At 37.3% G+C, this 12,767-nt stretch carries 11 protein-coding genes; all 11 read left to right on the top strand.

Annotated features, from left to right (window positions below):
- The first annotated feature begins 33 nt into the window (after positions 1 to 33).
- The 11 genes from ACZZZK_RS06200 to hscB all read left to right on the top strand — a co-directional run bounded on the left by ACZZZK_RS06200 (position 34) and on the right by hscB (position 12,749).
- Positions 34 to 2,073: a vWA domain-containing protein gene (locus ACZZZK_RS06200; RefSeq protein WP_463483391.1), complete on the top strand. Its 2,040-nt coding sequence runs from the start codon at positions 34 to 36 to the stop codon at positions 2,071 to 2,073.
- Positions 2,070 to 3,326 carry a dihydroorotase gene (locus ACZZZK_RS06195; protein ID WP_463483390.1) on the top strand — a complete coding sequence of 419 codons (1,257 nt, stop codon included), beginning with the start codon at positions 2,070 to 2,072 and terminating at the stop codon, positions 3,324 to 3,326. The genes ACZZZK_RS06200 and ACZZZK_RS06195 overlap by 4 nt, the downstream gene beginning before the upstream one ends.
- A 121-nt stretch (positions 3,327 to 3,447) precedes the next feature.
- Positions 3,448 to 4,116 (top strand): hypothetical protein, encoded by a 669-nt coding sequence (locus ACZZZK_RS06190; RefSeq protein WP_463483389.1) that lies wholly within the window; start codon positions 3,448 to 3,450, stop codon positions 4,114 to 4,116.
- Between the two features lie 13 nt (positions 4,117 to 4,129).
- On the top strand, positions 4,130 to 4,735 hold the full coding sequence (locus tag ACZZZK_RS06185; RefSeq protein ID WP_463483388.1) for a DUF4199 domain-containing protein: 606 nt from the start codon (positions 4,130 to 4,132) through the stop codon (positions 4,733 to 4,735).
- Positions 4,736 to 4,852: 117 nt separating this feature from the next.
- Positions 4,853 to 5,803: a glycosyltransferase family 2 protein gene (locus ACZZZK_RS06180; protein ID WP_463483387.1), complete on the top strand. Its 951-nt coding sequence runs from the start codon at positions 4,853 to 4,855 to the stop codon at positions 5,801 to 5,803.
- 72 nt (positions 5,804 to 5,875) lie between these two features.
- Entirely contained in the window at positions 5,876 to 6,844 is a 969-nt protein-coding gene (locus tag ACZZZK_RS06175; RefSeq protein WP_463483386.1) for a glycosyltransferase family 2 protein, read from the top strand.
- Positions 6,841 to 7,629 carry a hypothetical protein gene (locus ACZZZK_RS06170; RefSeq protein ID WP_265797878.1) on the top strand — a complete coding sequence of 263 codons (789 nt, stop codon included), beginning with the start codon at positions 6,841 to 6,843 and terminating at the stop codon, positions 7,627 to 7,629. The genes ACZZZK_RS06175 and ACZZZK_RS06170 overlap by 4 nt, the downstream gene beginning before the upstream one ends.
- A 114-nt stretch (positions 7,630 to 7,743) precedes the next feature.
- Entirely contained in the window at positions 7,744 to 9,246 is a 1,503-nt protein-coding gene (locus ACZZZK_RS06165; protein WP_463483385.1) for a GH3 auxin-responsive promoter family protein, read from the top strand.
- A 309-nt stretch (positions 9,247 to 9,555) separates the two neighbouring features.
- Positions 9,556 to 10,716, top strand: coding sequence for a 1-deoxy-D-xylulose-5-phosphate reductoisomerase (locus tag ACZZZK_RS06160; protein WP_463483384.1), 1,161 nt, complete (start codon positions 9,556 to 9,558; stop codon positions 10,714 to 10,716).
- Between the two features lie 29 nt (positions 10,717 to 10,745).
- Positions 10,746 to 12,134: an RIP metalloprotease RseP gene (rseP, locus tag ACZZZK_RS06155; protein WP_463483383.1), complete on the top strand. Its 1,389-nt coding sequence runs from the start codon at positions 10,746 to 10,748 to the stop codon at positions 12,132 to 12,134.
- Positions 12,135 to 12,209: 75 nt separating this feature from the next.
- Positions 12,210 to 12,749, top strand: coding sequence for a Fe-S protein assembly co-chaperone HscB (gene hscB / locus ACZZZK_RS06150; RefSeq protein ID WP_463483382.1), 540 nt, complete (start codon positions 12,210 to 12,212; stop codon positions 12,747 to 12,749).
- Positions 12,750 to 12,767 lie beyond the last annotated feature (18 nt).

Below are 12,767 nucleotides of genomic sequence, written 5' to 3'. Positions count from 1 at the left end.
CTCTTTCCATAATTTTTCTATCTTTGGTTTTTAATGAATTTCCTTTATCCGGGCTTTCTTTTCGCACTATTATCGGTTGCAATTCCGGTCATCATTCATTTATTCAATTTCCGAAAATTTAAAAAAGTTTATTTCTCTAATGTTCAGCTTTTAAAAGAAGTTGAGCAACAAAATTCATCACGAGAAAAGCTTAAAAATTTACTGATTTTATTTTCGAGGATTTTAGCATTAATCTTCCTTGTACTTGCATTTGCGCAACCTTATATCCCGCTCAAAGGTCAAAAAACTACCAACCAGAACAACTCAATTAGCATTTATATCGATAATTCTTATAGTATGGAGGCCATTAACAAAGATGGCAATCTATTGGATGAGGCGAAACGGAGAGCAAAAGAGTTAATTAAAAGCTTCGGGGTAAATGATCGTTTTCAGCTTTTAACAAACGATTTCGAGGGAAAACATCAAAGATTATTAAATGCAGATGAGTTTTTGAAAGCACTTGACGATGTTCAGATTTCCGCGGCAAATAGAAATCTGCAGCAGATATTAAACCGGCAAGGCAATGTTTTAACTGGCCCAGTCAACAAATACAGTTTTATTATCTCAGATTTTCAGAAAAATATTGCTAAAGGACCAACATTATCAACAAAGAAAGACATCCAATATGCTTTCATAAAGTTGAATGCTACTGGTTTACCAAATGTTGCTGTGGATAGTGTGTGGACACTTTCTCCTAACCACCAGCCGGGTGCAAGTGAGAAACTTGTTGTTCAATTAAAAAATTATTCTGATGAGGAGGCGAAAAATATTCCTTTGAAACTAAGCATTAACAACCAGCAGAAAGGTTTAAGTGCAATGACTATTCCAGCAGGAAAAACTAAAACGGATACTTTGAGCTTTTCCAGCTTGAAAGCAGGCTGGCAAAAGGGGCAAATAGCCATTAAAGATTTCCCGGTTACGTTTGATGATACGCTATCTTTTAGTTTTAAGGTTGATGAAAGTTTACCTGTTTTGAGCATTAATGGAGCGAACGCAGGAAATTATATCAAAGCGCTTTTTGCTGCAGACAATTATTACAAACTCACTGAGAATGGAGAAAACAATATAAATTACAGTGGTTTTGCTAATTACGGTTTAATTGTACTAAACGGATTAAAAAATCCATCTACTGGCTTGGCACAACAGTTAAAGACTTATTTGAACGCAGGCGGAGCCATTGCAATTTTCCCGGATTTAGATGCTAATATACAAACCTACAACGCTTTTTTAAGTGGCTTGTCTTTGCCCATTATTCAGAATTTAAATACTACAGAAACTAAAGTAGATCAGATTGATTTACAGAACCCGATTTTTAAAACTGTTTTCGAAGACATTCCTAAAAATCTCGATTTGCCGGTAGCTCAACGATATTTTTCTTTTGTAGAAAGTAAATCGGCAAACAAAGAGAATATTCTTTCCTTTCCAGGTGGGAAACTTTTCTTCGCTAAATACGGCGTGGGTAATGGCGCTGTTTATTTATCGGCAACGGGCCTCAACACCGGTGATGGGAATTTAGCTCGGCACCCGGTTTTTGTTCCTTTAATGTACCGTTTGGCTTTAAACGCTGGCAATGAAACAGCACTGTATTATCATCTTGGAAACGATAATGCATTGGCCAGCAAGAGAATTAATTTGGGTAAAAATCAAACCTTAAAGCTAAGCGCTAAAAACTTCGAGGCAATTCCTGAAATCCGTCAGATTAATGGCAAAACGCTTATTTATGTCGCCGATCAAATAAAAAGTGCGGGCTTTTATAACCTTGCCTTGGCCGACTCCCTGATTTCTGTTTATGCTTTTAATAGCGGTAGAACGGAATCTGATATGCATTATTCGAATAAAACAGAATTGGATAATCTTGCGGCTGAAAGTAATTTGAAAGTATTTGATGCTGATAAAGATGCAGTAAAATTAATTGCAGGTGCTAATGAAATCGGACAAACTTTATGGAAACTTTGTCTAATTTTGTCACTGATTTTTATTGCTGCTGAAATTCTGCTCATTCGATTTTTTAACAACCCTAAAAAAACAATATGAATCTCCTAGTTAAAAATGTAACCATTGCCGATCCGCAAAGTAGTTTTAATAAGCAGCAATGCGATATTCGGGTAATAGATGGTAAAATTCAAAGCATAGGAAAACTATCACCAGAAAAAGAAGAAAACGTTTTTGATGCTGAAGGTTCTTTCTTAAGTCCCGGTTTTTTCGATTTAAATTGCGCTGCCGGCGATCCTGGTTTCGAAACTAAAGAAGATATTCAAACTTTAACTGCTACAGCAAAAGCTGGTGGTTTTACTGGTTTGGCACTTTTGCCTCAAACCGATCCGGTTATTCAATCAAAATCGCAGGTAGAATATATCATCAACAAAGCGAAAAATAATCTGGTTGATGTATATCCGGTAGGAGCCATTAGTCAAAATCGGGAGGCTAAAGAATTGGCAGAACTGTTTGATATGCAGCAGGCAGGTGCTGTCGCTTTTTCCGATGGCGACAAAGCGCTGCAGGACGATGGTTTTATGAGTCGTGCCTTACAATATGCCAAGGGTTTTGATGCTTTGCTGATGGTTTACCCGGAAAATAAATCGATTGCAGGCAAATCGCAAATTAATGAGAGCAAAAATTCGGTTCTTTTAGGCATGAAAGGCTTGCCAGCTTTGGCCGAGGAAATGCATATTGCCCGCGATATTTTTTTAGCGCAGTACAATGAAACAAAAATTCACATCAGCAATATTTCTACGGCTGGTTCAGTTGCTTTAATACGCAAGGCGAAAAAAGATGGCGTTCAAATTTCATGCGATGTTACCGCACACCATTTGGTTTTTACGGAAGATTTGCTGACAGATTTCGATAGCAATTACAAGGTGAAACCGCCATTACGTAGCAAAGCTGATGTAAAAGCACTTATCGCAGGTTTGAAAGATGGTACAATTGATGCCATCACTTCGCAGCATCGTCCTGAGGAAATTGAATTTAAAAATGTAGAGTTTGAAATTGCACATTACGGTATCATTGCGTTGCAAACCGTTCTTCCATTATTGTTAAAGGCAGGATTGGACGCCAGCTTAATTGCGGAGAAATTGGCTATTAACCCACGTAAATTGCTAAATTTAAATATTCCTGTAATTGAAGAAGGTGCTGTAGCTAACTTTACGGTTTATAATCCGAATGAAAAATGGCTATATAATGCGGCAAATAACTATTCAAAATCTGCTAATAGTCCACTTTTAGGGACAGAACTAACTGGAAAAGTAACATTAGGTTATAATAATCAACAATTGTTTAAGGATTAAAGAATAAGGAACAAAGAACAATATAAGGGGCATCGGTGAAGATTAAGCAAGGAGAAGATTTTATTAGGCTTACTAGCTTTAATCATTGTTCTTTCATCTTTGCTCATTTAAATTTTAAAATATGGATAACAGAGTAAAAAAGGCGCTTGTCGCATCGTTAAATAAATATGCTGAAGTTGCGGCTATCAACGTAGAAGGTTTCGAAACAGAACTCATTGCGGCTTTTGAGCTGGATGTGAAGTTCATGGACAAAGTTGTTGCTTTTGACGAAGTCTTCGATTCGCATCCAAAATTTGACGAATTGCGTGAGGTATTTTTCGACTTGTTAATGGTTAATTTCTTTAGCAGCGATGTTCAAAAATTAGAAGATGATTACTTAGAAAGCGATGAATGGGCTAATATAGAGGAAGAAACAATTGATAGAGGAACGGAGCTTTTAAACCTTCTTTTATACATCAAAGAATGTAAAGATGAAGATATTGAGCCAGAGTTGGGTGATTTCTTAAAAGAGTTTTTACTGGTTGAAGATGATGAATTTCAAGATGAATTTGAAATTTACGAAGAAATGATTAGCAATCAGCAGTTAGCTGAGAGCAGCGTGGAAGAGATTTGTAAAACTGCTCCAACGCTTAACATTAGCGAAGAAATGCAAGAATTATTTGTTCCTTTTATGGCTTTTTTCCTTGATGTAGAAGGCAGTGCAACCACAACAAAAGAATTAATTCAATTTAGCAGTAACAAATCGTTCGATTCGGCTACTTATATATTGATTACAACCATTAATAACTAAATTAAATCTTGAGATGGAAAAGCAGATAATTTCAAACGATGCACAGCCTAAAGTTTACGAAGAAATATTTAAAAGTGGTTTAATATTAGGTTTAGCAATGTTTGTTTTAGGAATTGCATTACTATTCTTAATGCAAACCGCAAATTCTTTTTGGACAATGGTTATTATCTATCCATTAGTATTTTTAATTGTAGGTCCAATTGTTTTGTCTGTCTTTGTGTTAAAAAATCTCCGTAAAAATATAGGCGGATATTGGACTTTCAAGCAAGCTTTAAAATCAATTTTCATTGTTTTTTTACTAGGATGGCTTGCTTCCTTCTCTTTGAATTTACTTTATACCAAAGTAATCGATCCTAGTGCTACCGAAAAGATGCAGGAGCATATAAAGGATACAACTCTGATATTTATGAAAAATCAGGGCACTGAACAAGAAAAGTTAGATGAAGAGGGTAAAAAGATGGATGAGCAATTCGCCAAGCAAAATGAGCTTACACCACAGTCTGTTTTTAAGAATATTACAATCGCGATTTCAATAATATTTGTTTTTGCATTGATTTTTGCAGCAATATTTAAACGAGAAAAACCATTAAGATTCGAAGATTTCAACTCAGAAATCTAATTTCTATCTACAAAATTTCGAACGTGCAGGTTTTATCATTTAATTTGATGAAATTTGCACGTTTTACTTTAAACAAACCTCGCAGGTTTTTAAAACCTGCGAGGTTTATGCTTAACAATGGATATATCAGTTGTAGTACCCTTATTTAACGAAGATGAATCGCTGCCCGAATTAACGGCCTGGATTGATAAAGTGATGGTTGAAAATAATTTCAGCTATGAAATTGTTTTAGTTGATGATGGAAGTACTGATCGATCATGGGAAGTTATCGAAACACTTAGAATACAAAATCCAGCTATTAAGGGTATCAAATTCAGAAGAAATTACGGTAAATCTGCGGCATTAAATGTTGGCTTTGAGGCTACTCAAGGCGATGTGGTGATTACAATGGATGCCGACTTACAAGATAGTCCAGATGAAATTCCAGAATTATACCGTCGAATTAAAGAAGAGAAACTTGATTTGATCTCTGGCTGGAAGAAAAAGCGTTACGATCCCATCACTAAAACAGTGCCGACTAAATTATTTAATGCAGCCACACGTAAAATGAGTGGAATTGAATTAAACGATTTCAACTGTGGGTTAAAAGCATACCGGAGCGATGTGGTTAAAACCATTGAAGTGTATGGAGAAATGCACCGCTATATCCCGGTAATAGCGAAATGGGCAGGGTTTAATAAGATTTCAGAACAAGTTGTAGAGCATCGTGCTCGAAAATACGGAACAACTAAATTTGGCTTTAGCAGATTTATTAATGGTTTCTTAGATTTACTTTCTATTTTCTTTGTTGGTAAATTTGGTAAAAGGCCTATGCACTTTTTCGGTTCATTAGGAGTATTGAGTTTCTTTTTAGGAATTATCATGTCACTTTATGTACTTGTAGAAAAGCAGATTCTCATTTGGAAAGGCTTAGCCTATCGCGATGTAACTCAGCAGCCGTTATTTTATTTATCATTGGTGGCAATAGTGGTGGGTTCGCAGATGTTTTTAGCAGGCTTTATTGCCGAACTTTTATCTCGGAACGCACCAGAAAGAAATCAATATTTAATAGAAAAGGAATTAAAGTAGAAGGGAAGAAGGCGGAGGGCGTTAGCCGCCATAACCTTCAACCTTTATACCTTCAACCTTCAACCTTTTTACATGTTTTTCTCTATAATCATTCCGCTTTATAATCGTCCGCAAGAAATCGACGAACTTTTGTACACCTTAACTAAACAAACTTTTTTACAGTTTGAAGTTTTGGTGATTGAAGATGGTTCTAAAAATGATGCGAAGACAATTGTAGATTCTTATGCGGAAAAACTCGATATAAAATATTATTTCAAAGAAAACGCAGGGCAAGGTTTTGCCCGGAATTATGCTTTTGAGCGGGCTTCAGGAGATTATTTCATCATATTCGATTCTGATATTCTGGTTCCGCCAGATTATTTGGAAATTGTGAGAAACTATCTTTACGAGCACGACTTAGATGCCTACGGTGGTCCGGATGCTGCACATGAAAGCTTTACTCCAGTACAAAAAGCCATTAGCTATGCCATGACATCGCCTTTCACAACCGGTGGAATTCGAGGTAACAAAAAACATGTTGGCCAATTTCATCCCCGAAGTTTTAATATGGGTGTTTCCCGCCAGGCCTGGGAAAAAGTTGGTGGTTTCATTTTGACCCGGTTAGGGGAAGATATCGAGTATAGCATCAGGATCCATGAAGCTGGCTTTAAAATCGGATTAATTCCAGAGGCTAAAGTATTCCACAAACGCAGAACTAGTTTTAGCCAGTTTTATAAACAATTGCACTTTTTCGGGCGGGCAAGGATTAATATTTATAAACACTTCCCAAAAGAGCTCAAATTGGTCCACTTTTTTCCGGCAGTATTTACCGTAGGCCTTGGCTTTACCATTTTATGTAACTTCATCTATCCGCCATTAGCCTATGTTTGTAACTTTCTGCTTTTGGTGTACTTTATGTTGATATTTTTTCATTCCTGGGCTGTAAATAAATCGTTAAAAGTTGCATTTTTGAGCATTATATCTTCGTTCATCCAACTAACCGCCTATGGTTTAGGATTTATACAGGATTTATTTAAACGAGTGGTATTCAAACAACAATGATCAATTATCTAAAAGAAAGCACTTTTGCCGTTAACGATGTTATTCAAAAAGCATGGGGCATTACCAGAAAACACTATTTTTCTATCGCTACGCTCTGCTTTCTGATGTTTATCACTGCAAGCGCATCCAGCTTAATGGCATTTTTTATTAAAGATGTAAGCAAAGCGTTGAGTGCTGTAATGGCCATTATCTTTGTCTTTCTTTATTTTACCATCAATTTATCGCTATTCAAATACATTTTTCATTTAATGGATGATGAGGAAAATGATGTCAAAATTGTAGATACACTTCCAACACGGCAGCAAATTATTCGCTTTCTTATCGCTACACTCTATTTTGTTGGTTGTATTTTAGGTGTTTATCTGGTGGTTATCTTAGTTGCGTTTCCGTTTATCTACACAGGTTTAAGTTTAGATGTGATTAAAAACGTTGCCATCTCGGTAGGTATAGTGGCCATATTTATCACCTGGCTTAGGATTTCTTTTTTTCCGTTTTTCATCATCGATAAAAATGTAGCGCCTTTCGAATCTATTAAACTAAGTCTTGCCATTACCAAAGGAAATTTCACTAAAATTCTTTTATTGCTACTGGTTTTAGGTGGGGGTTATTTAATTTATTTGGTGTTTAACATGTTACACTGGCCATTTGTAGCCTTCGCCGTAAATATTTTAAGCTCATTTATTATTGTTCCGTTATCGAGTGTGGCATTAACAGTAGCCTACCGTAAAATTGCAGGAGAGTATAAGGGCGATGAACATCCAGATATTTTACACAATATCGTTTAGGTCTCAGCTCTCCAAAATGGGAGCGTTAAAAACAGAGTAAATTTTATGCTTTTTATTATTAACGAACTGAATATTAACATTAGAAAGGAGAAGCCCGTTTAAGGGTTTGGAGATATGGGGTTAAAAGCGGCGTTAAGTAAACCTTTTGCAGCATTTGCAGTATGGCAAATTAATAAGTGGAAAAAGAATGCCGTTGAGGCACAAGATAAAATTCTTCAAAATCTTATCAGAACGGCGGAAAATACCGCTTTCGGGAACGACCATCGCTTTGCGGAGATAAAAAACTATCAGGATTTTAAAGAAAATGTTCCCATTCGCGATTACGAAGCTTTAAAAGGATATGTAGATCGGGTTGTTGCAGGCGAAAGTGATGTGCTTTGGACAGGAAAGCCGCTTTACTTTGCCAAAACATCAGGAACAACTTCTGGCGTAAAATATATTCCGCTTTCTAAGGAATCGATGCCTGAGCATATCAAAGCTGCTCGGAATGCCATACTTACTTATATTCATGAAACTGGTAAAACAGATTTTGTAAACGGAAAAATGATTTTTTTACAAGGGAGTCCTGTGCTGACGCTGAAAAACGGAATCAACGTTGGTCGTTTGTCAGGCATTGTGGCGCACCATGTTCCTGGCTATCTGCAGAAAAACCGATTGCCTTCTTATGAAACCAACATTATCGAAGATTGGGAGCAAAAAGTAGATGCCATAGTAGATGAAACCATCAGCGAAGACATGACTTTAATTTCTGGTATTCCACCTTGGGTGCAGATGTATTTCGATAAACTATCAGAAAAGAGCGGAGGAAAGAAAATTGCCGACATCTTTAAGAACTTCAGCTTGTTTATTTATGGCGGAGTGAACTTCGAACCTTATCGGGCGAAAATAGAACAAAGCATCGGCAAGAGAATCGACTCGATTGAAACTTACCCCGCATCTGAGGGTTTTATTGCTTATCAGGATTCGCAAAAAGATAAAGGTTTGCTGTTATTGGCTGATGCCGGGATTTTTTATGAGTTTATTCCAGCGGATGAATATCACAACGAAAAACCTACTCGTTTATCGCTTGGCCAAGTTGAGTTAGAAACCAATTATGCGCTCGTACTCAATACAAACGCAGGTTTATGGGGATACAGCATTGGCGATACCATTAAGTTTGTTTCCAAAAATCCATACAAAATTGTCGTTACAGGGCGTATTAAACATTTTATTTCCGCTTTTGGCGAACATGTAATTGGAGAAGAGGTAGAGCATGCCTTGTTAACTGTGGCAAACGAAGAAAAAGTGGAGATTACGGAATTTACAGTGGCGCCTCAGGTTAATCCGAAGGCTGGTGAACTTCCTTATCATGAGTGGTTTGTGGAGTTTTCATCGCTTCCAAAAGATATGATCTCGTTTAGCAAAAAAGTTGATCAGGCTTTGCAAAAGAAAAATATTTACTACTTTGACCTCATTGAAGGGAATATCCTTCAGCCGTTAATTATACGTACTTTGCAAAAAGATGCTTTTGTAAATTATATGAAAAGCCAAGGTAAATTGGGCGGACAGAACAAAGTGCCAAGATTGAGTAATGATAGGAAGTTGGCTGATGAGTTGATGGGATACATTATTAAGTAGATCGTCATTGCGAGGAGGCACGACGTGGCAATCTCATTTGTCCTTTCCTGATAAAGGGCTTCTAGCGATGGCGTGATATTTACTTTGTCCTAGCCGGACGGGCTTCTTTCTTTTTGATGTCAAAAAAGAAACAAAAAACACCGGCTGAAAATTTTTGTATTAAAGTTTGTGCTGAAGCTGGGGTACTGCATTCCCAAAAATTTGTTAGGCCGGATTGAGGTGAACGAAGATACAGTACTCAGGCAATGCTGGGCGGAAGGTATATTGGATTATACCTGTCCAAAGAAGAATTGAATAAAAGAATAAAATTTGAAAAACATAACCATCTTAGGTTCTACAGGAAGTATAGGCACACAGGCACTCGAAGTTGTTCGGGATCATCCTGAAATATTTAAGGTTTCTGTATTGTCTGCGCTTAAAAATGCTGAGTTGCTTATCCAGCAGGCACGGGAATTTAAGCCCGAAACCGTTGTGATTTGTGATGAAAGCCAATATTTGTACGTAAAGGATTCATTATCGTCTTTTAACATCGAAGTTTTAGCAGGCGAGGAAGCATTGTCAGAAGTTGCTGCTTTTCCAAAAAGCGATATTGTGCTTACTGCATTGATGGGTTCAGTGGGCTTGAAGCCAACTATTGCCGCAATAAAAGCAGGAAAAAATATTGCCCTTGCCAATAAGGAAACCCTTGTTGTCGCTGGAGAGTATATCACAAATTTAGCAAAGGAATACCGGGTTAAAATCCTTCCGGTTGATTCGGAGCATTCCGCCATATTTCAGTGTCTGGTAGGTGAGGAGCAGAATGAAATCGAAAAAATTTATCTTACTGCATCCGGAGGTCCTTTTCTGGGTAAAGACCAGCAATTTTTATCTTCAGTAAAAAAAGAGCAAGCCTTAAAACATCCCAATTGGGTAATGGGTGCGAAAATAACCATCGACTCGGCCTCGCTGATGAATAAAGGATTGGAGGTAATTGAAGCAAAGTGGTTGTTTAATCTTGAAGTAGATCAAATAGACGTGATTGTGCATCCGCAGTCGATTATTCATTCCATTGTTCAATTTACTGACGGATCAATGAAGGCACAGATGGGCGTTCCGGATATGAAATTGCCTATTCAGTATGCTTTAAATTATCCCGACAGGCTAAAAAACGATTTTAAACGTTTTAACTTTCTGGATTATCCAAATTTTAGTTTCCAGCAGGCAGATATGGAAACCTTTAGAAACTTAAAACTGGCATTTCAATCTTTGAGGAAGGGAGGAAACATGCCATGTATTTTAAATGCGGCCAATGAAGTTGTAGTTGAAGCTTTTTTAAAGGATAAAATTGGTTTCCTGCAAATGAGCGAAGTAATTGAGCAGTGTATGCAAGAGATTAGTTTCATTGAGAAGCCACAATTGAGCGATTATTTAGAAACTGACAAACATAGCCGTATCTTCGCCAGCGAATTAGTAACAAAAAGTAAAGTTTAACATCTAACATAAAAATTTTATAAGCAAATATGAATGGATTGATTATGGCGGGGCAGCTGTTGCTCGGATTGTCTTTATTGGTAATACTACACGAATTAGGGCATTTTCTTGCAGCAAGAGCATTTGGCATTAAAGTAGAAAAGTTTTATTTATTTTTTGATGCATGGGGTTTTAAACTTTTCAGCTTCAAAAAAGGAGATGTTGAATATGGTGTGGGATGGTTGCCATTAGGTGGCTACGTGAAAATTGCGGGGATGATTGACGAAAGTATGGACACCGAGCAAATGGCTCAGCCTGCCCAACCCTGGGAATTTCGTTCGAAACCAGCCTGGCAGCGTTTAATTGTGATGCTTGGCGGTATTATTGTCAATATAGTTGTAGGTGTAATTATTTTCTGGATGCTTACCTTTAAATATGGACAAACCTATACCGTAAATGGAAAGTTAACAGATGGAATCTCTGTAGGTTCGATAGGAAAAGGAATCGGGCTTAAAAATGGAGACAGAATTCTGGCCATCAATGGAAGTAAGCTGATAAAATTTGAAGACGCCATTTCTAGTAAAGTATTGTTTGATGGAGCACAGCTGACCATTTTGCGTGGCAATCAAACGCTTTATATTTCTGTTCCGGATACTATTTTAAACAAACTTTCTAAAAACGATAAAGAAAACTTTATTGCCCCACGTTACCGAATGGCAAGAGTGGAAACCGTTTTGGAACCAGATGAAAAAGCCGACAAACAATCGTTTTTCGATAAACTGTTCAAAAGGCCCTATACAAAACCAGTTTATCCGGCATATGCCGCTGGGATTAAAAAAGGAGATAGCATTTTAGCTGTTAACGGAAAACCGGTTACCTTCTTTGATCAGTTTAAAGATGAGGTTTTTGCAAACAAGGGTAAAACGATAAATATTGCTGCGCTTAGAGCCGGAAAGGAAATCAATTTCGATGTGAATGTTAGTAAAGACGGAACAATTGGAATTGGGCCGAGATTTAAAATGCCAGAAACTGCGCATGTAAGTTTTGGCTTTGCCGAATCGCTACCTATTGGTGCAACAATGGCTTACAGTACCTTTTTAGATAATGCGAAAGGCATTGGGAAGATGATCACTGGCAAATTAAGCGCCCGTAACATCAGCAGTCCGATTGGCATTGCCAAAGTTTATGGTTCAACCTTCGATTGGGTAAAATTCTGGACGCTTACCGGATTAATTTCCATGGCACTGGCCTTTATGAACTTATTACCTATCCCAGGCTTAGATGGAGGCCACGTAGTGTTTTTACTTATTGAAATGGTACAACGCAAACCAGTAAGCGAAAAGGTTTTGGAGAAAGCACAGATTGTAGGCTTTGTAATCCTCATTTGTTTAATGGTGTTTGCTTTTGGTAATGATATTTTAAAATCTTTCGGGAAGTAAAATCAAATTAATAATATTGCCGCAGATGCAGTTTGATTTCGAGCTGCATCTGCGGCTTTTTAATTATATCCTATTATGAGTGAGCAAACGCAACAGCCTAATTATTTCGAGTTCTATGAATTGCCTGTGCAGTTCAATCCCGATCAGCAGCAGGTAAAAGCTAAATTTTATGCTTTGAGCAAGCAATACCATCCAGATTTTTACGCGAATGAAAGCGCTGAAAAACAAGAGGAGGTTTTGACTTTATCCACTCTGAACAATAAAGCTTACCAAACTTTGAGCAATGCTAAAAGAAGATTGAAATATGTGTTGGAACTTAAAGGAATTGTAGAAACTGATGAAGGATATCAATTACCTCAAAGTTTTTTGATGGAAATGATGGAGGTGAATGAAGCGCTGATGGATCTGGAATTTGAGCCTGATGCCGACAAATTATCGCAGGTGCGGGGCGAGGTAGATGTTATTGAGCAGCAGCTCGAAAACGAGCTGGATAAACTGGTTAAACAGTTTGATGAAAGTCCTGCTAATGCAGAAAGTTTACTACCCGCTATCAAAGACATCTTTTATCGTCAGAAATATATATCCAGAATCAGGGAGCGTTTACCGAAAAACTAATTGCTTGATTGTTAGTTC

The sequence above is a fragment of the Pedobacter sp. AC163 genome (assembly GCF_979258665.1).
Note: the sequence above shows the minus strand (reverse complement) of the source record. Positions and strands in the feature narration are given on the sequence as shown.

What these genes read in the sequence shown, in the direction of transcription:
- ACZZZK_RS06185 (WP_463483388.1), top strand. Translation starts at nt 4,130, where the DNA reads ATGGAAAAGCAGATAATTTCAAACGATGCACAGCCTAAAGTTTACGAA.
- ACZZZK_RS06190 (WP_463483389.1), top strand. Translation starts at nt 3,448, where the DNA reads ATGGATAACAGAGTAAAAAAGGCGCTTGTCGCATCGTTAAATAAATAT.
- hscB (WP_463483382.1), top strand. Translation starts at nt 12,210, where the DNA reads ATGAGTGAGCAAACGCAACAGCCTAATTATTTCGAGTTCTATGAATTG.
- ACZZZK_RS06170 (WP_265797878.1), top strand. Translation starts at nt 6,841, where the DNA reads ATGATCAATTATCTAAAAGAAAGCACTTTTGCCGTTAACGATGTTATT.
- ACZZZK_RS06180 (WP_463483387.1), top strand. Translation starts at nt 4,853, where the DNA reads ATGGATATATCAGTTGTAGTACCCTTATTTAACGAAGATGAATCGCTG.
- ACZZZK_RS06200 (WP_463483391.1), top strand. Translation starts at nt 34, where the DNA reads ATGAATTTCCTTTATCCGGGCTTTCTTTTCGCACTATTATCGGTTGCA.
- rseP (WP_463483383.1), top strand. Translation starts at nt 10,746, where the DNA reads ATGAATGGATTGATTATGGCGGGGCAGCTGTTGCTCGGATTGTCTTTA.
- ACZZZK_RS06195 (WP_463483390.1), top strand. Translation starts at nt 2,070, where the DNA reads ATGAATCTCCTAGTTAAAAATGTAACCATTGCCGATCCGCAAAGTAGT.
- ACZZZK_RS06175 (WP_463483386.1), top strand. Translation starts at nt 5,876, where the DNA reads ATGTTTTTCTCTATAATCATTCCGCTTTATAATCGTCCGCAAGAAATC.
- ACZZZK_RS06165 (WP_463483385.1), top strand. Translation starts at nt 7,744, where the DNA reads ATGGGGTTAAAAGCGGCGTTAAGTAAACCTTTTGCAGCATTTGCAGTA.